This window comes from Glycomyces tenuis DSM 44171 (genome assembly GCF_000427885.1).
GTDB lineage: Bacteria > Actinomycetota > Actinomycetes > Mycobacteriales > Micromonosporaceae > Glycomyces > Glycomyces tenuis.
Genome location: NZ_ATYW01000020.1, coordinates 1 through 22,050, shown reverse-complemented (window position 1 = coordinate 22,050; position 22,050 = coordinate 1). Strand labels below are relative to the sequence as shown.

At 72.5% G+C, this 22,050-nt stretch carries 24 protein-coding genes; 3 read left to right on the top strand and 21 right to left on the bottom strand.

The features are described 5' to 3' along the window. Positions 1-251: 251 nt before the first annotated feature. Positions 252-554 carry a hypothetical protein gene (locus YWW_RS0119090; RefSeq protein ID WP_155830268.1) on the bottom strand — a complete coding sequence of 101 codons (303 nt, stop codon included), beginning with the start codon at positions 552-554 and terminating at the stop codon, positions 252-254. Positions 555-785: 231 nt separating this feature from the next. On the opposite strand from YWW_RS0119090, the gene YWW_RS0119085 reads away from it, so the two are divergent. Beyond that, the gene (locus tag YWW_RS0119085) at positions 786-1,028 is read left to right on the top strand and encodes an SCO4848 family membrane protein (protein WP_026931364.1); all 243 of its coding nucleotides are present in this window, start codon (positions 786-788) and stop codon (positions 1,026-1,028) included. A gap of 64 nt (positions 1,029-1,092) precedes the next feature. Here YWW_RS0119085 and YWW_RS34310 read toward each other — a convergent pair whose 3' ends face one another. The 13 genes from YWW_RS34310 to YWW_RS34305 all read right to left on the bottom strand — a co-directional run bounded on the left by YWW_RS34310 (position 1,093) and on the right by YWW_RS34305 (position 14,216). Further along, on the bottom strand, positions 1,093-2,184 hold the full coding sequence (locus YWW_RS34310) for a hypothetical protein (protein ID WP_051326037.1): 1,092 nt from the start codon (positions 2,182-2,184) through the stop codon (positions 1,093-1,095). Continuing rightward, positions 2,174-3,394 carry a glycosyltransferase gene (locus tag YWW_RS0119075; protein ID WP_026931363.1) on the bottom strand — a complete coding sequence of 407 codons (1,221 nt, stop codon included), beginning with the start codon at positions 3,392-3,394 and terminating at the stop codon, positions 2,174-2,176. Before YWW_RS0119075 ends, YWW_RS34310 begins: the two co-directional genes overlap by 11 nt. Continuing rightward, complete coding sequence (locus YWW_RS0119070) at positions 3,391-4,644, bottom strand: MFS transporter (RefSeq protein ID WP_026931362.1); 1,254 nt, start codon at positions 4,642-4,644, stop codon at positions 3,391-3,393. The genes YWW_RS0119075 and YWW_RS0119070 overlap by 4 nt, the downstream gene beginning before the upstream one ends. 4 nt (positions 4,645-4,648) lie before the next feature. Next, on the bottom strand, positions 4,649-5,272 hold the full coding sequence (locus YWW_RS31545; RefSeq protein ID WP_051326036.1) for a flavodoxin family protein: 624 nt from the start codon (positions 5,270-5,272) through the stop codon (positions 4,649-4,651). Next, positions 5,269-5,865 (bottom strand): anthranilate synthase component II, encoded by a 597-nt coding sequence (locus YWW_RS0119060; RefSeq protein ID WP_026931361.1) that lies wholly within the window; start codon positions 5,863-5,865, stop codon positions 5,269-5,271. The genes YWW_RS31545 and YWW_RS0119060 overlap by 4 nt, the downstream gene beginning before the upstream one ends. After that, positions 5,862-7,385 carry an anthranilate synthase component I family protein gene (locus tag YWW_RS31540; protein ID WP_081687585.1) on the bottom strand — a complete coding sequence of 508 codons (1,524 nt, stop codon included), beginning with the start codon at positions 7,383-7,385 and terminating at the stop codon, positions 5,862-5,864. The genes YWW_RS0119060 and YWW_RS31540 overlap by 4 nt, the downstream gene beginning before the upstream one ends. Before the next feature lie 320 nt (positions 7,386-7,705). Then, positions 7,706-8,629, bottom strand: coding sequence for an aminoglycoside phosphotransferase family protein (locus YWW_RS31535; RefSeq protein WP_035704720.1), 924 nt, complete (start codon positions 8,627-8,629; stop codon positions 7,706-7,708). A 66-nt stretch (positions 8,630-8,695) separates the two neighbouring features. Beyond that, on the bottom strand, positions 8,696-9,364 hold the full coding sequence (locus YWW_RS0119045) for an SDR family oxidoreductase (protein WP_026931360.1): 669 nt from the start codon (positions 9,362-9,364) through the stop codon (positions 8,696-8,698). An 85-nt stretch (positions 9,365-9,449) separates the two neighbouring features. Continuing rightward, positions 9,450-10,280, bottom strand: coding sequence for an HAD family hydrolase (locus YWW_RS0119040; RefSeq protein ID WP_051326034.1), 831 nt, complete (start codon positions 10,278-10,280; stop codon positions 9,450-9,452). A gap of 44 nt (positions 10,281-10,324) precedes the next feature. Beyond that, positions 10,325-12,313, bottom strand: a complete 1,989-nt coding sequence (locus tag YWW_RS0119035; protein WP_026931358.1) for an elongation factor G — start codon at positions 12,311-12,313, stop codon at positions 10,325-10,327. A gap of 135 nt (positions 12,314-12,448) precedes the next feature. Then, positions 12,449-13,270, bottom strand: a complete 822-nt coding sequence (locus YWW_RS0119030) for an HAD family hydrolase (RefSeq protein ID WP_026931357.1) — start codon at positions 13,268-13,270, stop codon at positions 12,449-12,451. 46 nt (positions 13,271-13,316) lie between these two features. After that, positions 13,317-13,610 carry a hypothetical protein gene (locus tag YWW_RS31530; protein ID WP_035700794.1) on the bottom strand — a complete coding sequence of 98 codons (294 nt, stop codon included), beginning with the start codon at positions 13,608-13,610 and terminating at the stop codon, positions 13,317-13,319. 27 nt (positions 13,611-13,637) lie between these two features. Next, positions 13,638-14,216, bottom strand: a complete 579-nt coding sequence (locus YWW_RS34305; protein WP_081687583.1) for a TetR/AcrR family transcriptional regulator — start codon at positions 14,214-14,216, stop codon at positions 13,638-13,640. Between the two features lie 112 nt (positions 14,217-14,328). Between YWW_RS34305 and YWW_RS0119015 the strand changes: the two genes are divergently transcribed. After that, positions 14,329-14,949, top strand: a complete 621-nt coding sequence (locus YWW_RS0119015; RefSeq protein ID WP_026931356.1) for a GyrI-like domain-containing protein — start codon at positions 14,329-14,331, stop codon at positions 14,947-14,949. A 9-nt stretch (positions 14,950-14,958) separates the two neighbouring features. Here YWW_RS0119015 and YWW_RS31520 read toward each other — a convergent pair whose 3' ends face one another. The 3 genes from YWW_RS31520 to YWW_RS31515 form a co-directional block, all read right to left on the bottom strand. After that, complete coding sequence (locus tag YWW_RS31520) at positions 14,959-16,101, bottom strand: NUDIX hydrolase (protein ID WP_035700797.1); 1,143 nt, start codon at positions 16,099-16,101, stop codon at positions 14,959-14,961. 66 nt (positions 16,102-16,167) lie between these two features. Then, positions 16,168-16,704, bottom strand: a complete 537-nt coding sequence (locus YWW_RS0119005) for a tetratricopeptide repeat protein (protein WP_026931355.1) — start codon at positions 16,702-16,704, stop codon at positions 16,168-16,170. A gap of 73 nt (positions 16,705-16,777) precedes the next feature. After that, the gene (locus YWW_RS31515) at positions 16,778-17,443 is read right to left on the bottom strand and encodes a class I SAM-dependent methyltransferase (protein WP_081687598.1); all 666 of its coding nucleotides are present in this window, start codon (positions 17,441-17,443) and stop codon (positions 16,778-16,780) included. A gap of 137 nt (positions 17,444-17,580) precedes the next feature. Here YWW_RS31515 and YWW_RS0118995 point away from each other — a divergent pair, with 137 nt between their 5' ends. After that, entirely contained in the window at positions 17,581-18,783 is a 1,203-nt protein-coding gene (locus tag YWW_RS0118995; protein WP_026931354.1) for a sulfotransferase family protein, read from the top strand. Here YWW_RS0118995 and YWW_RS0118990 read toward each other — a convergent pair. From YWW_RS0118990 to YWW_RS31510, 4 genes are all read right to left on the bottom strand, one after another. Further along, positions 18,767-19,315, bottom strand: coding sequence for a GNAT family N-acetyltransferase (locus YWW_RS0118990; protein WP_026931353.1), 549 nt, complete (start codon positions 19,313-19,315; stop codon positions 18,767-18,769). The genes YWW_RS0118995 and YWW_RS0118990 overlap by 17 nt on opposite strands. A 71-nt stretch (positions 19,316-19,386) precedes the next feature. Continuing rightward, complete coding sequence (locus YWW_RS0118985; RefSeq protein ID WP_051326030.1) at positions 19,387-20,370, bottom strand: NAD(P)-dependent alcohol dehydrogenase; 984 nt, start codon at positions 20,368-20,370, stop codon at positions 19,387-19,389. A gap of 9 nt (positions 20,371-20,379) precedes the next feature. Beyond that, a complete protein-coding gene (locus YWW_RS0118980) occupies positions 20,380-20,985 on the bottom strand; it encodes a TetR/AcrR family transcriptional regulator (protein WP_026931351.1) in 606 nt (201 codons plus the stop codon). A gap of 64 nt (positions 20,986-21,049) precedes the next feature. Then, the coding region (locus YWW_RS31510; protein WP_035704545.1) for a LacI family DNA-binding transcriptional regulator at positions 21,050-22,050 on the bottom strand (1,001 nt) is incomplete at its 5' end.

Here is a 22,050-nt window from a genome sequence, read left to right as displayed (position 1 = left end):
GGTAGGCGAGATCGGGCATGATTCCTTCTTCTCGATCGCAGGAGGCGCGGGGCGCGCCACCGGCTCGGTGCGGGCCGGCGACTCGAGTGAACGCCCGGCGCGAGCGCTTGCCTAGGGGGTTGACGGCTTCGATACGAGCGAGAAGCGGATATTGACGTGCGCTTGACGGGCGGGGCGGGCGGTCCGGATTCAGGGCGCACTAAGGCGAACCGTCGGGTCGCATCCGGGCTCGGGAGGGGGCGGTCCCCGGTTCAGGACTTCCAGAACTTGGCGCCGAGGCGGGCCAGTGCGATGCGCTCGGCGGGCTTGAGGCGCCGCTCGTACACGTAGTTGAGTCGGACGACGGGGGGTTCGGAGTCCAATCGGAACACGTGGCCGAGCCACTGCCGGGGATGGCCGTCCTCGAGCTCCCAGAGTTCGACGAGCCGTTCGCCGGGGGCCACCGTCATCCTGATGCTGAGACCCCCGAACTCGAGGTCATCGGTGCGAATCCAGCCAGCGGTGGAGGGGTCGGGGTACCCCGTGGGCAGTTCACGTCCAGTCGGTCGGCTCATCTTCGAATCAGCCAATCCATGCATTGATGACATTCCGGTCTCCATCATCGCAGACCACCGTATGCACGCAAGCGGCGCACAGCGTGATACCGGATCGCATGTCCACAGGATAGAGGCACGGTCGAATCGACGCGAAAACGGCCTGAGCGCCGCCGGATTCCATATGTGAGCGGTGACCGTGCGCGCTCGCCCCGGCCGCGGCGCGGCGCGTCGGCGCGGATACTGGGAGGCATGAAGCTCAGTCGCCCGATCTCCTGGTTCCTGCTCCTCTTCGGGGTCTGGTCGCTGATCGTGTGGACCACGTTCGTGAAGAACCTGTTCGAGGACGCGAGCGGGCTCGCGTTCGACGCCGCCGGGGACCCGACCGGGTACTTCTGGGTGCATCTGGTCCTGGCGGTGGTCTCCTTCGCGCTCGGAGCGGCGATCGGGGTCATCGGCCTCCGCGGGCTCCTGGCGGCCCGGCGGTCCTCCTAGTCCGGCCGCACCGGGAAAGCCCGTCGCCGCGCAGCGAAGTTCACCCTTTCAGGGGAGCGGCGCCTCACGTCTCCTCGGTGTACCACGCCGGGTGCGGGCGGTCGATCTCCGCCGCGGACCCCAGTGCGAACGCGGCCATCGCGAACCGTCCGGCCGCGGGCGCCAGCGCCTCCAGCGCGGACGCGGACAGGTACCGGCGGAAGGCGCCCGGCAGGGCGGTCCCGAACGCGGTCTCGGCCAGCGGCCCGGGTCGCGCCGCGCCGGGCACGGCGAGGCCGAGGGCGGTGTAGGCCGTCCAGAACTCGAACAGCGTCACCTCGCTGACCGCCCGCCGCAGCGCGGGGTCGGCCGCGTCGAGCGCCTCGGCGAAGGCGTCGGCGAGCTCGGCCTTCGCGAAGCCCTTGGGGAGCTTCGTGTCGGCCGGCTCGCCGATCCAGGCGGGCTCGGCGATGGTGCCGCAGTAGCACCATTCGGCGTACACGCGCATCCACGAGACGTACGGCAGCCACACCAGGCCGCTCCCGGCCGCCTCCGAGGCCGCGAGCGGTCCGATGCCGGGCGGCGGGGGGCACGCGGAGCGGCGCAGCCCTTGGAAGCCGTTGCCGGTCAGGCTCGGGCGGTCGTCGTGCTCCAGCAGGTTCGGCACCGTCACCACGGAGGGGACGCCGGTGCGGCGCAGATGGGAGGCGAGGGCGAGGTCGTCGGGGCCGTCGGGGTCCGCCGCGCTCGCGACGAAGTCGAGCGCGACCGCCCGCGGCATGACCAGGGCCTGCGACGGGGTGTACATGTCCACCGCCCGGGCCCACGACAGGCCCTGCCAGGCCGCCGCCCGCACGAGGGTGGCCGTGCGCGAGCCCCATTCGCAGAACAGGCTCACCGCCTCGTCCGGCCGGGAGCGGACCGCCGAGTGGACGAGTTCGGTGAAGCGGTCGCAGAGGATGACGTCGTCTTGGAGGACCAGGTGGTGGGTGGCGTCGTCGCCGACCGCCGCCCAGGCGCGCAGCGCGTTGGCGAGGTTGCCGCGGTCCGGCCCGGTCTCGTCGACCACGCAGACGGGGTCGAGCTCGGGCAGGCGCGCGGCCAGCTCGCGCGCGTGCCCGGCCCGGGCGGGGTGGGTCATGATCGCCGCGGAGAGGCGGACGTCGTCACCTGGCATGGAGGTCCCTTCTGATGCGGTGCATGCGCACGGCCTGCTCGACGCGCGCGAGCATCGCCTCGGCCCCGTCGGCCGAGCGCAGCAGAGCGGCGAACGCGCCGTGGGCGTCGGCGTCGGGCGTCGACATCACCGAGGCCATTGTGGCGGACACGGTCTCGACCGGGTCGTCCGGTTCGACGACGGCGCCCAGGCCGAGGGAGGCGATGCGGGCGGCGTTGCCGCGCTGCTCTTCGGAGTGCGGCATGAACACCATGGGCGTGGCGCTCAGCAGCGCCTCCATCATGGAGGTGTGGCCGCCGTGGACGACCGCGGCCGCCGCCCGGGCGGTGAGCTCGGCGGCGTCGTGGCGGAACGCCGCGATGTCGATATCGGCGCCGGCCGCCGCAGCCCGGACCTCGTCGGCGAGGACCTCGCTCTGGGGTCCCTCGACGCCGAGGGTGACGGCCATCGGCACGCCGAGCCCTCGGGCGGCGGCGACCGCCCGCAGCAGGTCCTTGTCGCCGGCGCCGCTGCCGCCGAGGGTGAGGTGGAGCAGCGGGGGCCGGTCGGCGGCGATCGGGCCGGTGCGCAGCCGCTCGGGGGCGAGCGGTCCGATGTGGCGGATCTCGGAGACCAGGCCGGAGACGAGTCCGGCGGTCTCGGCGGGGATGTCGGACAGCGGGTCGAGCAGCGGCAGGTCGGGCACGAGCAGCACGTCGCCGAGGGCCTTGCGGGCGTGGAAGCTGCCGACGCCGAGCTGCCGGAGGGTCGCGAGGATCTCGGGCAGGACGGCGTGCATGGGGTGGCGGAACAGGCGCAGGTTGTGGCAGGTGAAGCTCGGCAGGTCGCGCATCGAGGCGGCCACCGAGGCGGTGTTGCGCATGTCGCTGACCACGACGTCGGGTCCGAAGTCGTCGATGGCCCGCAGCTCGTCCCGCAGCGAGTCGGCGACGTATTCGGGGCTGGCGAGCCTGGTGCGGGCGAAGGCGCGCAGCTGGGCGACGTCGTCCATGCCACGCCAGGCCGGGGCCGGGCCGATCTCGTCGATCCCGATCCAGGGCAGTCCGGCCTTGGCGACCAGGTCTCGGACCTCGGCGTGGGCGGCGACGGCGACCTCGTGGCCGGCCTGGGCGAACCGCTCCGCCGCCGTGCGCATCCGCGTGATGTGCCCGAGGCTCGAACGGCTGAAGGCGACGAACAGCGCCCGCATCGGGCGATCGTGGTCGTTCATTGGCTCACTTTCTTCATGGACGGGGGCTCCGTCGTGGTGGATTCGGCGCGCAGGCCGCGGGGGGCGCGCATGGCGGCGACGAGACTGGCGAGGGCGCAGACGGCCAGCGCCGCGAGGGCGGGCCGGGGGCCGATGGCGTCGGTCAGCCAGCCGCACAGCAGCGTCCCGGCCGGCACCGAGCCCCACACGATCATCCGGCCCACGGCGTTCACCCTGCCCTGCAGGGACTGCGGTGTGGCGGTCTGGCGCACCGAGACGCCCACCACCAGGAAGCAGGTGTGGACGGTGTTCCAGCACAGCAGGGCCGCCGCGGCGAGGGTCCAGTCCGGTGCGGCGGCGTAGGCCAGCAGCAGGGCGAGCTCGACGCCGATCATCCAGCGGGCGACGGGGATCGGCGGCGCGGACTTGAACCGCGGCGCCAGGAGCGCCCCGCACAGCGCGCCGACGCCGGAGGCGGCGATGATCCAGGCCATCCGGTAGTCGTCGGTGTCGAGGTCGAGCGCTTCGGAGGCGAAGACGACGAGCATGCCGTACACCGCGCCGGCGCTGAGGCCGACGCCGACGTTGACGGCGGTGTAGACGCGCAGCAGCGGATGGGCGGTGATGAAGCGGATGCCGGCCCAGACCGCGCCGCGCCCGGGAGGCCGCCGGTCTTCGGCGTCGGCGGGCAGGCGCACCAGGGCGATCAGGAGCGCCGAGACGAGGTAGCAGCCGGCGAGCACGGCGAAGGTCGGCCCGAGCCGGAGCGCGTCGAGCAGGAACAGCCCGAGCGGCGCGGCGACGGCGGTGAGCACGGTCGTGACCGTCCACAGGCGGCTGTTGGCGCGGAAGACGCCGTCCTTGCCGGCCAGGGCCGGGACGGCGGCGGCACTGGCGACGTCGAACCAGACGTAGGCGGTGGCCGAGGCGAAGCCGATGAGGCACAGGGCCACCGGTCCGGCTCCGACGGTGGCGACGAGGAGCGGGACGCACAGCAGGACCGCGGCGTTGGCGCACTCCATCCAGGCCATGAGGCGCGTCGGCGAGGAGCGGTCGACCATGGAGCCGGCGAGCAGCCCGAACAGCAGGAACGGCACCACGTTGGAGGCCGAGGCGAGGGCGGCGGCGATCGCCGAGCCGCTGGCCTCGTAGACGTAGAGCGGCAGCAGGACCCACGAGGTGGCGTAGGCGACGGTGGAGGCGAATTTGCCGGCGATGAGCAGCCGCAGTCCGCCGCCGGCGGCCCGGCCGGTGTTCACGGAGGCGGTCACCGGCTCATCCGGTCCTTCCGAGTCGCCGCTCGATCTCGCCGGGCACGGGCAGCGCGGTGCCGGAGGCGGCCAGGGCGGTGCCGATGTCGACGATCCTGTCGACGGTGCGGCGCAGGGCGTCCATGCCCTCGGCGTCGGAGAGGACGCCCCGTTCGCCTCCGGAGTGGAGGATGGCGGGGAAGCCGGAGCCGACGACGATGAAGCGGTTGAGCAGGAGGTTGTGCAGCAGTTGGGCGTGGACTTCGAGGTGCCCGTAGCGTCTGCCGACGACGACGGCGGCGCCGATCTTGTTGGTGAGCGGGCGGGCGAAGCGGAGGTGGCCGACGCCGGCGCGTTCGATGAACGTCTGCATCAGCGAGGCCGGTCCGAAGCCGTGCACGGGGGCGGCGAGCACCACCGCGTCGGCCTCGATCATGGCCTCGACGATCGCGGCCACGTCGTCGTCGACGGGGCACGGCTCGGGCCGGGAGTTGCAGCGTCCGCATTCGCATCGCACGATGCGCTTGTCGGCCAGGTCGACGCCCTCGGTCTCGCAGCCGCGTTCGCGGGCGTGTTGGAGGACCTGCCGGGCCGCCGTCCAGGTCGAGCCGCGGGCGCGTTCGGAGCCGTTGATCGTGAGGACCTTCATCGTCTCGCCTCCGGGTCGGCGTCGCGGACCGAGGCGGCGAATCCGGCGAAGAGGCCGAGTCCGGCGTCGGTGAGGACGCTCTCTGGGTGGAACTGGACGCCTTCGACGAGGTGGCGGGTGTGTCGCAGGCCCATGACGTAGCCGTCGTCGGCGGATCGGGCGGTGACGGCGAGCTCGGCGGGCAGGCTCTCCTCGACGACGATCAGGGAGTGGTAGCGGGTGGCGTTGAAGTCCGGTGCGGCCCCGGTGAACACGCCGCGTCCGTCGTGCGCGATGACGCTGGTCTTGCCGTGCATGAGGTGGCGGGCGGGCCGGACCAGTGCGCCGTAGGCGACGGCGATGGCCTGGTGTCCGAGGCAGACGCCGAGGATGGGCTTGGTCCCGGCCATGGCGCGGACCATCTCGACGTGGCCGGAGTCCTCGGGGGTGCCGGGGCCGGGGCCGAGGACCGCGAAGTCGGAGCGGTGGGCGAGGGCTTCGGCGGGGGTGAGCTGCCCCGAGCGGATGACGGTGGTCTCGATGTCGAGGACCCGCAGGTACTGGTAGATGATGTGGGAGAAGCTGTCGAACGCGTCGATGAGGAGGGCTTTCACATTCCCTCGCTTTCGGCGGTGAAGTGCCGGGCGCGGTCGTCGCCGACGAGGGCGTCGATCGAGGAGCCGAGCTTCGCGAGGGTCTCGTGCCATTCGCCGCGCGGCGAGGAGTCGGCGACCACGCCCGCCGAGGCGCGGGCGGTGTAGGTGCCGCCGGAGGCCACGATGGTGCGGATGCTCAGGGCCAGGTTGGCGAAGCCGCCGAAGCCGATGACGCCGAAGGCTCCGGCGTACATGCCGCGCCTGCTGGTCTCGGTGGCCTCGATGATCTCCATGGCCCGCAGTTTCGGCGCGCCGGTCATGGTGCCGGCCGGGAAGGTGGCCCGCACGACGTCGTAGGCGTCGAAGCCGTCGGCGAGTTCGGCGGTGACGGTCGAGACGAGGTGGAGCACGTGGGAGTAGGTCTCGACGCTCATCAGGCCGAGGACTTCGACCGAGCCGGGTTCGGCGACGCGGCCGAGGTCGTTGCGGCACAGGTCGACCAGCATGATGTGCTCGGCCGTCTCCTTGGCGTCGCCGCGGAGCCAGGCGGCGCGTTCGGCGTCCTCGTCGCCGTCGGCGCCGCGGCGGACGGTGCCGGCGATGGGCCGCATGGTGAGCTTCGAGGACTCGATGCGGACGTGGAGCTCGGGGCTGGCACTGAGGAGGGTCATGTCGTCGAAGGGGATGAAGGCCATGTACGGGGAGGGGTTGCCCGCCCTCATCCGCAGGTAGACCTCGAGGTCGGAGCGCTTGCCGCCGGTGCGGACCTCGTGGCCGAGCTGCACTTGGTAGATGTCGCCGGCGCGGATGTGGTCGAGTGCCCGTTCGACGCGCCGGGCGTAGGCCCGCGGCGTGGTGGTGAGTTCCGGTTCGGCGGTGAGGGGCGGCCCGGGGGCGCGGTCGGGCGGCGCGTCGTCGGCGACGGAGAGCTCGGCGGCTATGGCGCGGTGGGTCCGCTCGGGGTCGGGGCCGTCCCATTCGCGGCAGGTGGCGACGGTCAGCTCGGCGGTGCGGTGCACCAGGTCGATCTCGATCACCGAGGCGTAGAGGCGGAACACGGCGTCGGGGATCCGGTCGTCGCCTTCGATGAGGCGGGGCAGGGTTTCGATGTAGGTGACCGCGTCGTAGCTGAGCAGGGTCACGAATCCGAAGCCGAAGCGGCGGTCGTCGACGGCGTCGACGGCCAGTCCGGCCCGGAGGTGGCGCAGGGCGTCCCAGAGGGCCTCGCGGCGTTCGAGCCGGAAGCGGCGGCCGTCGGGGCGGGCGGCGTCGAAGCCGGTCATGCGGTCGCGGGCCCAGGCCAGCCAGTGCTCGGCGCCGTCGAGTTCGACGGCGCCGTCGCGCACGACGACGTCGAGCAGGGGCGTCACGCCGATGAGGGCGCGGGTCTTGTCCACGGCGGGCCCGGAGAGCGATTCGAGCAGGAAGACCTCCTGTTCTCCCCGGCTCGCGCGCAGTTTGATGAAGGCGTCGAACGGGTCGGCTACTGGACAGGCGAATCGATGCAAATCGATCCTCAGTGGACGTACTGTATTCATGTTGAACGGTTCCTTCTGTGGCGGGGGCTGCGCCCGCGGTCAGGCTAGCATCGCGGATCGCCTTCATGGGGAAGCGCTCCCAACGAAACTCGTCTACTGGGGATGATGATATGCAGTGCATCTGCTGTGACTTGGAGGTCGCGAGTCGGCCGCTCATGTGGAGTCATCGTTCACGCAGATCAGAGTGGTGATGCATCGAGAATCAAAAGGCGACTGTGATCGTCGTCATGGTACTTTGGAATCCAATTGCCGCGATTACTCGCACTTTCAATAGAAAAGAAGGTGAAGTCGTCGCCCGCGCACTATGGAGCGGGCGCGGTTCATTCCAAGATCGATTCGACGGCGGCCAGTGCGGCGGCGAGATCGTCCTTCTCGTCGAGGTCCGCCGCGACGTCGACGCCGCGCAGCGCCGCCCAGGCCCGGACGCGTTCGAGCTCGGCGCCCAGGGCCTCGGCCGTCGCGCGGAGCGCCTCGGCGGCGGCGAGCGGGCCGTGCAGCACCTGTTTGAACACGAAGTAGCCGCCGTCGAAGGCCCGTTCGGCCACGTACGGCTTGGGGTCGATCAGCAGCCACGGCTCGCGCCGGCTCGAGACGATGTTGCCCATGTGGGTGTCGCGGTTGGCGATGCCCTCGGCGACCGGGCCGCGCAGTTCCGAGCACCAGGCGAGCGCGCGCTCGGCCCATGCGGGGCCGATCCGGTCCAGCAGCGGCGCCCGCGGTTCGGCGAAGCCGGCCTCCCAGGCCGCGAGCATGTCGCTCGCCTTCGGGAAGTCCGGGTACTCCCCCGGTACGACCGGGGAGCGCCAGAGCCGGCGGTAGCGCTCGCAGGCGATCGCCATGCGCTCGCGGGCGGCGGCGCGCTCGCTCAGGCCGGGGAACTCGTGCTCCAGCAGCGGTGCGCCCGGTTCGGCCCGCTCCAGCAGCATCGCCCCGGTGCCGGGATCGTACTCATAGAGCATGACCGCGCCGTCGCCGCCGTAGGCGCGCAGCGCGGTCGGCTCGGCCTGGTTCTCCACGTCCCGATAGATCACCTTCAGCACGGCGGGCGTGCCGTCGGCGCGTTCGACGGGCAGCGCATAGGAGTGGGTGCCGCCGTCGAACGGCGGCCCCGTCCGGTGCAGCGCCCAGGCCCGCAGCAGCCGCTCGACGGTGCCGGGGACGCTCGCGAGCCAGCGTTCGCCGTCCTCGCCGCTCCAACCGAGCACGGAGCGGCGGACGTTCTGGGGGACGGGGTCGAAGCGCATCGGCCCAGTATCGGCGCGCCGCCGCAGGGCCGCAAACGATTTCCGCCGTGAGCCGGGCCGCGGCGGTCAGGCCTGTTCGGGCGCCGCCAGGGTCGCGATGGCGTCGGCGATCGGCGTCCCGCCGCCGACCAGTTCGAGGGTGCGGCAGGTCAGCTCGGGCGCCTCGAGGAGCGCGGCGAGCACCGCGGCCACGTCGGCGCGGGCGATCTCGCCGCCGCCCACCGCCTCGGCCAGCGTCACCGTCCCGGTCGGCTCGTCGTCGGTCAGGCGGCCCGGGCGCACGATGACCCAGTCGAGGTCGCGCGAGCGGAGGTCGTCCTCGGCGCGGGTCTTGGCCTCGATGTAGGCCTCCCAGACCTCGCCGCGCCCCGGCTCGGGGGCCCTTCCGGCGCCCATGGTGGAGATCTGGAGAAAGCGGGTGACCCCGGCCTGCTCGGCCGCGTCGGCCATGAGGACCGATGCCGCCCGGTCGACGGTGTCCTTTCTGTCCACTCCGCTGCCCGGTCCGGCCCCGGCGGCGAAGACGACGGCGTCGACGTCCTCCAGGAGCCCCGAGACGTGCTCGACGTCGGCCTGTTCGAGGTCGAGCACGATCGGCCGCCCGCCGATCGCCGTGATGTCCTCGGTGTGGTCGGGATTGCGGACCAGGCCGGTGACCGCGTGGCCTCTGGCGGCCATGGCCTCGGTCAGGCGCAGCGCGATCTGTCCGTGTCCTCCGGCGATGACGATGTGCATACCGGAAGCCTAACCGCCGCGGCGCCGCGCGGAAGCGATCGGCGAGAATCCGACATTCGGGCGGCTCGGGGACGCGGCTCCCGGCTCAGCGGCCGGGCTTCTTCGGAGCGTCGAACTCGGCGAGGATCGATTCGACCGCTTGGGCCACACCGTCCTCGGCGCACGCGCCGGTGCGGTGGGAGGCCGCCGAGGCCGCTTCGGGGTGCGCGTCGGCGACGGCGTAGGAGCGGCCCGCCCAGGCCAGCATCGAGGCGTCGGTGGGCATGTCGCCGAAGGCGACCACCGACTCGGGGCCGATGCCGCGCTCGGCGCACCACGCGGCGAGGGAGGCGCCCTTGGTGGCGGCGTGCGCGCTGTACTCGATCTCGGGGTAGCTGCCCCAGTGCCACATCCGCACGCCGGGTGCCTCGATGCTCCGGGCCCCGGCCACCAGTGCCGGGCCGTCGGCGCCGGGGGCGCGGACGACGAAGGTGGCGACGGCGTCGACCCCGTCGAACAGCTCGGCGGCGGGCTCGACGAAGGTCCACGGGTCGTGCAGGAGCACGTTCTCGCTGAACCGTCGCGATTGGGCGATCTGGCCCTCGCCGGTCTCGATCGCGAAGAGCGCCCCGGGGATCGCCTCGCGCAGTCGGCGGTGGAGCTCGCGGGCCACCGAGAGCGGGATCGGGTGGCGGAAGTCGGTGGCGCGGGTCGGGAAGTCGTAGTGGATGGCGCCGTTGCAGCAGATCGCGGCGTCGAGCGAGGCCGCGAGTCCGGGGTGGCGGTGGACGCCGCGCGGTGCTCGCGCGGTGACCGCCACGACGTGGGCGCCGCGTTCGCGCGCCGCCCGCAGCGCCTTCCGGTTCCGTTCGGACAGCCGGCCCCTGTCGAGGAGGGTGCCGTCGAGGTCGGTGGCGATCACCTTGAGCCCTTGCACGCCTCGAGTATCGGGGAGGCGCCGCGCGGACGGCAACGCTGTTTTCAGCGTCCGGCGACGCGGCGGACGACGGCCAGGAGGTACTCCTCTCGGTCGAGCGGATTGTGGTCGGTCCTGGAGCGGCTCGGGACCGGGCCGCTCACCGGCTCGTAGCGTTCGAACGCGCTCTCGGCGACGCCTTCGCCGCCGGTCAGCGAGGGCAGCCGCTGCCCGAGCTCGTGGACGGACGCGGCCGGGACGGTGCCCTCCAAGGTGCACTCCCCGCCGTTCAGCCGCGGCGTCTCGGGCACGGCCCGGAGCTTCGCGAGCGCGGCCAGGACCGGGCCGAGGGCCTCGGCCGGGAGGTCGAGGCGGAAGCGGTGGATCGGCTCGTGCACGGCCGTCCCGGCGGTGCGCAGCGCGTCCATCAGCACCAGGGGCGTCAGGCCGCGGAAGTCGCCCGCGGTGCTGGACATGCTCTTGTCGAAGCCGCCGTGCGCGGTGCTCTGCCTGGCCCAGTACCCGGAGTGGGTCATGGTGACGGTGCAGTCGGCGACCTGCCAGCCGCGCAGGCCCTGGGCGAGGGTCTCGTGGACGGTCTCCTCGACGGCCTTGAAGAACGCGAACGGCATCGATCCGAGCTCGACGCCGAGGCGGAAGCCGATGCCCGAGCCGGTCGGGGCCGGGTCGATCCGCAGCCCGACCGTGGCCAGGAACGGGTTCGGCGCCTTGGCGATGTGCTCGACGGCCTCACCCGAGCCGGTCGGCCGCTCGACGCAGATGACGGTCGAGGCGCGGAAGTCCACGTCGAGCCCGAACTCCTCGGCGAGCGTCGCGCCGATGACCTCTTTCTGGACCTCGCCGTACAGGGAGAGCGAGAGCTCCGAGCGTCGCTCGTCGTGGCGCAGGCCGATGAGCGGGTCGGCCTCGGCGAGCTGGGTGAGCGCCAGATGCAGGGCGCCCTTGTCGCCGGGGCGGGAGGGGACGACGACGGTCTCCAGCGTGGGCGGCGCGAAGTGCTCGGTCCGGGTCGGCGGCTCGAGGCCGATCGGGTCGCCGATCCGCGCGTCCAGGCCCCACAGCTTCGCGATCCGGCCCGCCTCGACCGACGGCCGGCGGCGGTCGGTGCCCTGGTCGAAGACGCTGACGGCGGTCGCCTTGCCCTCCTTGCCGTCGCCGAAGGGCAGGCGGTCGCGGACGCGGATGGTGCCGGAGAACAGGCGGGCGTAGGCGATCTTCTCCCCCGCCGGGCCGCGTTCGACCTTGAAGACGGTGCCCGAGACCGGGCCGTCCGCGTCGGCCGCCGCGGCCGGGAGCAGGTGGCGGATGCCTTCGGTGAGGCCCTCGACGCCCTCGCCGGTGATGGCCGAGCCGAAGTGGACGGGGAAGACGCGCGCCCGGCCGGTCTGGGCGGCCAGGGACCGGCGGAGTCGCTCGGGCGTGGCCGAGCGCTCGTCGCGGACGTAGTCGGCGAGGAAGGCGTCGTCATGCTCGGCGAGCAGGTCGGCCAGCTCGGCCCCGAACACCTGGTCGGTGCGGGGCAGCGAGCGGGTCCGGGCGCGGAGGCCGGGGACCCGCACCACGGTGTCCATCGCGATCGTCGAGGGGTCGAGCTTCTCGGCGATCTCGCGCAGCAGGCCGCCGTACCGGGCGCCCTCGCGGTCGATCTTGTTGACGAACAGGAGCGTCGGGATGCGCAGGCGCCGCAGCGCCCGCATCAGGACGCGGGTCTGGGCCTGCACGCCCTCGACGGCCGAGATCACCAGGACCGCGCCGTCGAGCACGCCGAGGGCCCGTTCGACCTCGGCGATGAAGTCGGGGTGGCCGGGCGTGTCGATGAGGTTGACGGTGGTCTCGCCGAGCGCGAAGGAGACCACGGCGGCCTTGATGGTGATGCCGCGGCGGCGTTCGAGCGCGAGCGAGTCGGTCAGCGTGCTGCCGTCGTCGACGCTGCCGATCTCGTCGGTGACGCCGGCCTCGTGGAGCAGCCGCTCGGTCAGGCTGGTCTTACCGGCGTCGACATGGGCCAGGATGCCGAGGTTGAGTGTGCGCACGTACGGTCATGTCCTCCGTTTTGACGATGATTCCTTCCTGGTCGGACATGAACGCTCGGCGCATTTCGGACTCCCTTGTTCGTGCGGTCGGGAGTAGTGCAGCAGATCGGCGGCGGCGCCGCAATCGCTTTTCGCTCAGGCGGCGGCCCGGGCGCCGTCGATGATGGACTCGATGACGCGGGCGACGCCGTCGTCGAGGTTGGAGGCGGTGACGTCGGTGGCGGCGGCCAGCGCCTCGGGGTGGGCGCCCTCGACGGCGTAGGAGCGGCCGGCCCAGGCGAGCATGGGGACGTCGTTGGGCATGTCGCCGAAGGCGACCACGTCCCGGGGCCCGAGCTCGCGTTCGGCGCACCAGGCGGCGAGGCCGGTGGCCTTGTTGACGCCGGGAGGGTTGAAGTCGAGCATCCCGAAGTCGCCCCAGTGGCACATGTCGAGCCCGGCGAGCTCGGCTCCGTCGACGGCCAGGAGCATCTCCTCGGAGTGCAGGCCCGGGTCGTAGACCTTGATCTTGACGACGGTGCCCGCGCGGGCGAGCATCTCCTCGTCGGAGTCGACGAACTCCCAGTGGGACATGTCGGAGACGATGCGGTCGTAGTGCCTCCGGTTGCCGACGATGCCCACGCCGGTCTCGACCGCCAGGGACGCGCCGGGCAGCGCCTCGGCGAGCGCGGCGCACACCTGGTGGGCCGTGTCGGGCTCGATGGAGTGCCGGATGAGCGTGCTCGCTTCGACCGGGTCGTAGAAGACGGCGCCGTTGGCGCAGATGGCGGTGTCGAGCAGCGGGAGGAGCTCGGGGAGCAGCTCGACGCCGTAGGGGGTGCGGGCGGTGACCGCGACGACGGCGAGGCCGTATTCGCGCGCGGCCACCAGGGCTTTGCGGGTTCGTTCGGAGAGTCGGCCGTCGGGGGTGAGGAGCGTGCCGTCCAGGTCGGAGGCGATCACCTGAGGAGTCTGCACTCCTCAAGTATCGCCTCCGCGCCGGGCGAGGGCAACCGAGACGGCCTCATGACCGCTCGGAGGCGACGCCGAAGGCGAGGCCGGCGGCGTGGAACAGGCCCATCAGGAGCACCCCGAGTGCGAGGGCCGCCCCGCCCGCGACCGGTTCGGCACCGAGGTCGGCGGCGGCCAGGAGCAGCACTCCGATGACGAAGGAGCCCCAGCCGGCGATGAGGTTGGGGACCGGCCCCGAGCCGAAGACCATCGGATAGCGCTCGTTGACGATGCCCCGGAAGAAGTGCGGGACGCCGTTGGCGAGGAACAGGCCCGCGAGGAGGCCGAGGGCGATTGCTTGGAACATGTCGTCTCCGTTGCGTAGTGGTTGGGGTCAGCGGCCCGTGGAGAGGCCGCGGACGGCGAGGGCGACCAGCTGGCGCAGTCGCTCGTGCATCTGCTCGCGCGTGGCCTGGGACCGGGCGATGCCGGTCATGGCGTCGATGAGCAGCTCGGCCGCGTCGGCGGCCGGGAGCGCGTCGTCGAGGAGGTCGAGGTCGTCGGCCGAGGCGAGCACCGCCTCGACGACGGCGGCGTAGCGGGCCTCGCTCTCGGCCATGACGTCGGCGGCGATCGAGCCGGCCTCCAGGGCCAGTTCGTTGCGGTGGTCGGCCTCGACGGCGCTCGCGGCGAAGTCGAGCTTGACCGCGAGCGCGCCTCGGAGCCGCTCGGCGGTGCTCGCCCCGGTCGCGGCGGCGGCCTCGGCCGATCGGGCGAGCTGGGCGCCGACGCTGGCGGCGACGGCGCGGTAGACCGCGGTCTTGCCGTCGAAGTACTGGTAGACCGCCGGCCGTGAGACGCCGGCGGCCTGGGCGATGAGGTCCATGGTGGTCTTCCTGTAGCCGTAGCGGCCGAAGACCGGTATGGCGGCGGCCACGATGGCGTCCCTGGTGTCCGCTGATCTGCTCGACATACTGACATTATAAATTTATTCTGTCAGTCTGTCAAGTGCACGCGGGCCTCCGGGATGTCGCAGCGTGCGGGTACGGTGGCCCGGTTCATTTCCGACGGACATGGGAGACGGCATGGCCGCCTACGACCTCAAACGCGATCTCAAGACGCTCTACGCCCCGAAGAACACCGACTGGAACCTGGTGGACGTGCCGGAACAGCGGTTCATCGCGGTCGACGGACGGGGCGACCCGAACACCGCCGAGGCCTACAGGCACGCCGTCGAGGCGCTCTACGGCGTCGCGTACACGATCAAGTTCGCCTCCAAGCGCGGCGAGGGCGGGGATTTCGTCGTGGGGCCGCTCGAGGGGCTCTGGTGGTCGGACACGCCCGAGGACTTCACCGCCCGCGCCAAGCAGTCGTGGCAGTGGACGATGATGATCTGCCAGCCCGAGTGGGTGGGCGCCGAGGCGATCGAGGAGGCGAAGGCCGCCGCGCTGGCGAAGAAGCGGCTGCCCGCCGTCGAGCGGGTGCGGTTCGAGATCCTCCGCGAGGGCCGGTGCGCGCAGGCGCTGCACGTGGGCTCCTACGATGACGAGGGCCCGCTCCTGGCCGAGCTCCACGAGCGCTACATGCCGGACAACCGCCTCGGGTTCAACGGCCACCACCACGAGGTCTATCTGAGCGACCCGCGCAAGACCGAGGCCGCGAAGCTGCGGACGGTCCTGCGCCAACCGGTCGCGGCCGCCGAGTAGCGCCGCCCCTCAGCGGTGGTGCGCGGCGAAGGCGGCCGGGACGCGGTGCTCGTGGCCTTTGAAGAAGTCGATGCCCCCGACCTCGTCGCGGGTGATCCAGCGGGCCTCGGAGGCCTCCAGCTCGGCGAGGCGGAGGGGCTGCTCGGGGTCGTTCATCCGGGCCGTGAAGGCCACGATCAAGGGGAACCGTGAGTCGGCGACGCGGACGTCGCGCTTGTCGACGGCCGAGATCAGTCCGGTGACGGTGACGTCCAGGCCGGTCTCCTCGAAGGCCTCGCGCACGGCCGCCGTTGCGACGGTCTCGCCGACCTCGGAACCGCCGCCCGGCATGGCCCACTGGCCGGTGTCGGTGCGGCGGATCAGCAGCAGGCGGTCCCGGTCGTCGAAGACCGCGGCGTCCGTACCGGTCGAGAGGCACTCGGAGGCGAGGTCGCCGCAGTCGATGCGGGCGTAGGCGAGATCGGTCCGGACGGTGTCGCCGCACAGGGCCACGACGCGTTCGTGGCGTTCGAGCTCGTAGACGGTCTTCGCGGCGGCGATGCCCTCCTTGCCGGTGCGGGCGACCTCGTTCAGGATCTCGTTCACGGCGGGCGAGACCGGCAGCGGGGGCCGCTCGCGCACGACGGCGCTCGCGGCGGGCGCGAGGGCCTCCACAGGGCCGTCCAGGTCGGCGTCGCCCGGCGCGAGGCGGCGGCCGGCCTCGGCTGCGGTGAGCGGCGTGGCCGCCTCGTAGACGAGGAGGAAGGTGTGCGGGCACGGCAGCCCGGCCAGGTCGGTGTCGGCGATGCCGGAGGCCTCGGCGGGCGCCTCGGTCTCCAGGGCCGCGGCGAGCTCGGCCAGGCGGGTGCCGAGGGACTCGCCCTCGCGGGTCAGGCGGCGGCGCTGGACCAGCAGTTCGCCGTCGGCGCAGCGGATCCGGAACTCCGTGCCCGGCATGGGGCTGCGCAGATGCACGTCGGCGTCGAAGAACGCCTCGATGACCTCCTTCGGCCGGTGGTCGACCTCGGCCATCAGGGCCGCCGCGCTGCGGCGCAGCTGGCGCAGCCGCGCCAGCTCGTCCTCGTCGCCGCCCCAGAACAGGCCGTTCGTCGCCTCGGCCCGCAGCATGCCCGCCAGCCTGGCCAGGCCCACCGCCGCGCTCTCGTCCGCCATCGCTCTCCCTCGGTCGTCGGGTCTCCGAGGGTACCGGCGGTCCGGAGGGCGCCCGCCGGTGCGTCTTCAGACGGTCCGCCGGCCCACCGCCGCTCTGGCGAGGTTCAGCGCCTCCCGGGTCGAGGCGATCAGGGCCTGGTCGCCGATCTTCCTGCGGGTCTTCAGGACCTCTTGGAGCACCTCGGCCGCGAGCTTGGGCTTGCGGGCGTCGATGAGGTGCTTGCCGTAGTGCTGCATGGCGAAGTGGAGCACTTCGGGGCACGAGGACTTGGCGGTCTCGATGGCGCGCGTGTAGTTGGGCTCGGCGCCGGCCAGGTCGCCGCCGTAGCGGTGGGCGTCGCCGAGGTTGATCAGCGTCGCCACGGTCTGGCGGGGCGTCGCGGCCCCGGACAGGGCTCGTCCCAGGACCTTCTGGGCGTTCCGATGGTCGCCGAGCGCGATCAGGCCGACGCCGACCTGGCGCAGCTCGGGCTGGGCCAGCCCGGCCTCCCGCGCCAGTTCGAACTCGACGAGCCGCCGGAGCTTCTCGGGCTCGGTCGCGTACATGCGGCCGTCGTTGCCGGTCGCGATCAACTCGGCTATCTGGCGTTGCACTGCCGACATCACTCTTCCTCGATTTCAGGCGAGCGGGTGCCAGGGCGGCGACGGGGGCGCTGCCGCCCGGTTGCCGGAAAGTCTAACGCCGGGCGAGCCCCGCCTCCTCCTCCGTTCCGGCAGGATCGGTCCGGTTCCGCCGCAGGACGAGGCCGTGGTACTCGAAACCGGTGTAGTCCGCTTCGAGGACGACGAGGTCGAGCAGCTCGAAGTGCTCGGCGGCGAGGTCGGTGATCCGCTCGACGGTCATGAACGAGAAGAACCGCTTCGGTTCGTAGTGGTCGCCGGACCAGACGCCCTCGGAGTCCCGGCCGCCGTACTGTCCCCAGTAGAACAGGCTGCCGGGCGCGAGGACCCGCTTCACTTCGCGCAGTATGGCCTCGAGTTCGGCGCGCGGGACGTGCAGGAGGGTGTTCATGCCGAACACGGCGTCGAAGGAGCCGTCCGCGAAGTCGAGGGCGTTGAAGTCCATGACCTCGGCGGTGAGCCCCTTGGCGCGGCAGTAGCCGATCATCTCCGGCGAGAGGTCGACGCAGGTGACCGCGAAGCCCTCGTCGGCGAAGTACCGGCCGCTCACGCCGTGGCCGGCCCCGATCTCCAGCAGGACCGACGACCCGGCCTCGCGCAGGTGGGCGGCGAAGCGGGCCCGCTCGTCCCGCTTCCACGGCGCGTCCTCCTTGCGCTCGCGCACTTCGGCCTTCGCATCGTAGGCCTGCCGCAGGTCTTGTTTGATCGCTTCGTATTCCATGGCGCCCATGGTTTCACGGCCGTGCGACGGATCGAACCCGCGAAGCCGGCCCGAGGGGCGGACGAGGCGGCACGGCCGGTTCGCGCCGTGTGCGAGACTGGGCGCGTTTACTCCAACGCCCCAGGAGAGGACGCGCCATGCGCCGTATCGCCCGTTGGGTCCGGCCCGTCAACGCCATGATGTCGCCCGCGCTCGCGCGGGCCGTACGCGAGCCCGACCGGACCTTCGACCGGCTGCTCGCCAGGGCCGAGCGGGCCGCCGGAGCCGACGCGGAACGCGGCGACGCGTTCGCCGAGGACTTCCGCGGCCTGCTGCGCCGCTTCGCCGAGATCCCCACCCTCTCGTATCTGGGATGGGCGGCCACGACCGCGGAGATCCAGATGCGCCTCGAGAACCGGCTGCGGATCCGCGCCCGCCTCGCCGAGGCGCCCCGGATCGCCGAGGAGCCGATCGACCGGCCGATCGTGGTGGTGGGCCTGCCGCGGACCGCGACCACGCTGGCGCACAAGGTCATCGCCGCGCCGGAGGGGAACCGGGCGCCGCTGATGTGGGAGTTCCGCGCCACCGACCGGGCCGACGCCGACCCCCGGCTGCGCGACAGGCGCCGCAGGCAGGCCCAGCAGGTCTCCTCCGCGGTGAAGTACATCGCGCCGGTGTGGCAGACGATCCACCCCAACAGCGCCGACACGCCGGAGGAGTGCGTGCTGGCCCTCCCCCACGGCCTGCACTGGCTGACCCGCTTCCGCCTGACCGGCTACCGCGAGTGGCTCGCCGAGCGCGACTTCGCGCCGGACTACGCCTACCTCAAGGAGTTCCTCCAGGTGCTCCAGTACGGCGACCGGCCCCGGCGCTGGGTGCTGAAGTCGCCGTTCCACATGTACAACCTGGACGCCCTGATGAAGGTCTTCCCGGACGCGACGATCATGTGGACGCACCGCGACCCGCAGACCGTCATGGGCTCGTGGTGCTCGCTGGTGGAGACCGGGACGGCGATGTGCAACCGCGTCTACGACCCCTTCGACATCGGCGCGGACTGGATCGACGCCCTCCCGTGGATGGTCGACCAGGGTCGCGAGCAGCGGCTGCGGATCCCGCCGGAGCGGATGGTCGACGTCTCCTACCACCAGCTGACGGCCGACCCCTACGGCCAGCTCCCGAAGATCTTCGAACAGCTCGGTCTGGAGTGGACGTTCAAAGAGGAGGGCAACCTCGAGTCGGTGCTCGCGCGGCCGGGGATGCGGCGGAACCACGAGTACACGCTCGCCCGGTACGGGCTGGACGCGGAGGCGGTGGAGCGGGCCTTCGGCGACTACGGGCGCATGGTCACGTCCATGCGCTAGGTGTTCTGTCTTGGTGAATCAAGGCTCGGCGGTACCAGTCGAGGAGGTCGCCGTCCTCGGCCAGGCGCGGCTCGAGCGGCTCGAAGCCGGCGCGCTCGGCCACGGCGGCGGAGCGTCGGTTGGCCGCCTCGCAGCGGATGACGGCGGCCTCGGCGCCGAGCGCGGTGGCGTAGTCGCAGGCGAGGACGACCGCGCGCGTGGCGACGCCGCGGCCGCGCCAGGCGGGGTAGAGCCCGTAGGAGAGGTTGACCTCCCCGGGCGGCAGGTACGGCTGGTCGAACTGGACGTCCATGGTCCCGGCCAGGACCGCCTCGGGGCCGCAGCGGACGCCGAAATTGTGCATCGGCCCGCCCTCGATCCACATCCGCTCGCAGGCGCGCAGGTAGTCGAGGAGCCCGTCGCGGTCGGCCGGTCCGCCCGAGAGCCAGCGGACCAGCTCCTCGTCCTCGCCGGCGAGGTGGGCCTCGAGGTCGTCCGGCCCCAGCGGGGTCAGGGAGACGGTCCCGTCGTCCAGTCGCATCACCGTTCGCATGACCACAGCTTCGCCTCCGGAGCGGGGCCGCGCAAGCGAGTTCGGGCGGATCGCCGAGCGGTCCGTCCGGCTCAGTCGCCCTCCTCGGCGACGAGGACGACCCGTTTGCCTCTGCTGTGGCCGGTGCCCGCCGAGCGGTGGGCCTCGGCGATCTCGTCCATGCGGTAGACCCGGTCGACGACCGGCCGCAGCTCGCCGCGCTCGACGTGCCCGGTGAGGCGCTTCAGGCGGGCCCCGGTGGGCCGCATCTGGACGAGCCGGACCCGCGGGCCGGGCAGGACGGCCGAGGCCAGGGCGGCGGGCATCGCCCTGGCCGCCAGGGTCACCATGCGCCCGCCGGGGCGCAGCCGCCTGCGGTAGGCGCCGATGGCGGTGCCGTGGACGTCGAGGATCGCGTCGAAGCGCTCCTCGCGCAGGACGCGGTCGAGGTCGGCCCGCTCGTCGTAGGCGTAGGCGTCCTCGGCGCCCCAGGTGCGGCAGAAGTCGAGGTTGGCCTTGCTCGAGACCGTCGCGACGCTCGCGCCCGCGGCGGCGGCGAGCTGCACGGCGGCGTTGCCGACGCCGCCGCTGGCGCCGACGACCAGCAGACGTCGGCCGCGTCCGGCGCCGACGGCGTCGAGCGCCAGGAGCGCCGAGATCCCGACCGTCGGCAGCGCGGCGGCGCCTTCGAGGTCGAGGCCCGCAGGGGCCGGGGACCACTGGCCGTCCTCGACGGCGATGTACTCGGCGGCAGTGCGGCCGGACAGCGGGTTGACCGCGCCCCAGACCGCCCGGCCGACGAGGGACTCGTCGCCGCCGGGGCCGACCTGGGCCACCGTGCCGGCGAAGTCGGCGCCGGTCGCCTTGGGGAAGCGGAAGCCGGTGGCCAGGCGCAGGGAGCCGGCCCTGATCGCGGCGTCGACCGCGTTGACGGCGGCGGCGTGGACCCGGACCAGGATCTGGCCGCGTTTCGGTTCGGGCCGGGGCACTTCGCGGACGTTCAGCACTTCCGGGGGTCCGTAGCGGTCGTACCTGACGGCGCGCATGGGTGCGGTGCGCATGGTCGGTTGCGGCATGGGGGTCTCCTATTCGGTGGGGGCCGGCAGTCCGGCGCCGACCCGGGTGATGGCCTGCCGGAGCAGCGCGGTGTAGGGAGGGCTGTCGGGCTCGTCGATCCAGTGCAGCAGGGCGGCGCGGATGGCGCCGACGGCCGCGCAGGCGGCGAGGCGCGGGTACAGGCCCGTCTCACCGGTGCGGTCGGTGATCTCCTGGGCCAGTTCGCGTTCGACGGCGGCGGTGACGCGGAAGTACTCGGCCTCGAGGGCGGGGGTGTCCAGGATGAGCCGCACCTGGGGCCGCCACCGCTCGGCCTCGTCGTCGGCGGGGGCGAGCGCAGCGGCGGCCTCGGCGATCGCCTCCCACAGCGGGGCGGTCCCGTCGGCGGCGGCCACGGCGGCGGCGAACCGCCGCGCCCGGCCCGCGAGCAGGCTGACGATGGCCTGCTCCTTGGACGAGAAGTAGTTGTTGAAGGTCCTCGGCGAGACCTCGGCCGCGGCGGCGATCTGCTCGACGCGGACGTGCTCGAGTCCGTGCTCCACCGCCAGGCGCAGGGCGGCCTCGCCGAGGCGCTCGCGGGTGGCGTTCTTCTTGCGCTCCCGGTGGCTCGGGGCGGGGTCGTTGCGAGTGGACATGCGCCGAGCCTAGCCCAATATTGCGTGTTACGCAAATTTGCTTATCACGCAATTATTGGCGGGCTCAGGCGGACTCGCGGATGATCAGTTCGGTCGGCAGGACGACGGGCTCGACCGGCTCGTCGTCGAGCAGGGCGGTGAGGAGCCGGACCGTCTCCTCGGCGACCGTCGCCAGCGGCTGGCGCACCGTCGTCAGCATCGGCCTGGTGGCGGTGGCGACGGCCGAGTCGTCGAAGCCGCCCACGGCCACGTCGTCGGGCACCCGGCGGCCCGCGGTGTGGAGGACCTGGAGCGCTCCGGCGGCCATGAGGTCCGAGGCGACGAAGACCGCGTCGAGGTCGGGGACGGTCTCCAGCAGCCGCCGCATGGCCGCCTCGCCGCCGGCTTGGCTGTAATCGCTGTGGACGACCATCTGCTTGGTGGCCCTGCGGCCCAGGACGCTGGTGAAGCCTTCGAGGCGGAGCGAGCCGCCGGGCGTGTCGAGCGGGCCGGTGATCATGCCGATCCTGCGGCGCCCCCGCGCCACCAGGTATTCGGTCATGGCGCGGGCGCCGCCGCGGTCGTCGGCCGCGGCGTAGGGGATGACCGATTCGCGGCCCAGCACGGCGCCGCAGGCGACGGCGGGCACGTCCGAGCGCTCGATGGCCTCCAGGAGCGGGTCGCCGGAGTGAGTCGAGATGAGCAGGGCGCCGTCGGCGTGGCCGCCGCGCAGGTAGCGGGCCACGCGGTCGCGGCCGCCGTCGTCGCCGGCGACCATGAGCACCAGCGACATGTCGCGCTCGGCCAGTTGGTTCGTGGCCACGCGCATGAGCACGCTGAAGTTCGGGTCCTCGAACAGCCGCTCCTGCGGTTCGGACAGGACCATGACGATCGAGCCGGTGCGGTTGGTCTTGAGGCTGCGGGCGGCGCGGTTGACGACGTAGCCGGTCTCGGCCACGGCCCTGCGCACCGCCGTCTCGGCCGCCAGCGAGACGTTCCCCTTCTCGTTGAGGACGCGCGAGACCGTGCCGCGCGAGACACCCGAGGCCGCCGCGACATCGTTGATCGTCGGTCGTTTCCGTGCCA

Excerpts from the sequence above, each read along its gene's own strand:
- YWW_RS0119090 (WP_155830268.1), bottom strand. The coding sequence starts at position 554 with ATGAGCCGACCGACTGGACGTGAACTGCCCACGGGGTACCCCGACCCC.
- YWW_RS0119085 (WP_026931364.1), top strand. The coding sequence starts at position 786 with ATGAAGCTCAGTCGCCCGATCTCCTGGTTCCTGCTCCTCTTCGGGGTC.
- YWW_RS34310 (WP_051326037.1), bottom strand. The coding sequence starts at position 2,184 with ATGCCAGGTGACGACGTCCGCCTCTCCGCGGCGATCATGACCCACCCC.
- YWW_RS0119075 (WP_026931363.1), bottom strand. The coding sequence starts at position 3,394 with ATGAACGACCACGATCGCCCGATGCGGGCGCTGTTCGTCGCCTTCAGC.
- YWW_RS31545 (WP_051326036.1), bottom strand. The coding sequence starts at position 5,272 with ATGAAGGTCCTCACGATCAACGGCTCCGAACGCGCCCGCGGCTCGACC.
- YWW_RS31540 (WP_081687585.1), bottom strand. The coding sequence starts at position 7,385 with ATGAATACAGTACGTCCACTGAGGATCGATTTGCATCGATTCGCCTGT.
- YWW_RS31535 (WP_035704720.1), bottom strand. The coding sequence starts at position 8,629 with ATGCGCTTCGACCCCGTCCCCCAGAACGTCCGCCGCTCCGTGCTCGGT.
- YWW_RS0119045 (WP_026931360.1), bottom strand. The coding sequence starts at position 9,364 with ATGCACATCGTCATCGCCGGAGGACACGGACAGATCGCGCTGCGCCTG.
- YWW_RS31530 (WP_035700794.1), bottom strand. The coding sequence starts at position 13,610 with ATGTTCCAAGCAATCGCCCTCGGCCTCCTCGCGGGCCTGTTCCTCGCC.
- YWW_RS34305 (WP_081687583.1), bottom strand. The coding sequence starts at position 14,216 with ATGTCGAGCAGATCAGCGGACACCAGGGACGCCATCGTGGCCGCCGCC.
- YWW_RS0119015 (WP_026931356.1), top strand. The coding sequence starts at position 14,329 with ATGGCCGCCTACGACCTCAAACGCGATCTCAAGACGCTCTACGCCCCG.
- YWW_RS31520 (WP_035700797.1), bottom strand. The coding sequence starts at position 16,101 with ATGGCGGACGAGAGCGCGGCGGTGGGCCTGGCCAGGCTGGCGGGCATG.
- YWW_RS0119005 (WP_026931355.1), bottom strand. The coding sequence starts at position 16,704 with ATGTCGGCAGTGCAACGCCAGATAGCCGAGTTGATCGCGACCGGCAAC.
- YWW_RS31515 (WP_081687598.1), bottom strand. The coding sequence starts at position 17,443 with ATGGAATACGAAGCGATCAAACAAGACCTGCGGCAGGCCTACGATGCG.
- YWW_RS0118995 (WP_026931354.1), top strand. The coding sequence starts at position 17,581 with ATGCGCCGTATCGCCCGTTGGGTCCGGCCCGTCAACGCCATGATGTCG.
- YWW_RS0118990 (WP_026931353.1), bottom strand. The coding sequence starts at position 19,315 with ATGCGAACGGTGATGCGACTGGACGACGGGACCGTCTCCCTGACCCCG.
- YWW_RS0118985 (WP_051326030.1), bottom strand. The coding sequence starts at position 20,370 with ATGCCGCAACCGACCATGCGCACCGCACCCATGCGCGCCGTCAGGTAC.
- YWW_RS0118980 (WP_026931351.1), bottom strand. The coding sequence starts at position 20,985 with ATGTCCACTCGCAACGACCCCGCCCCGAGCCACCGGGAGCGCAAGAAG.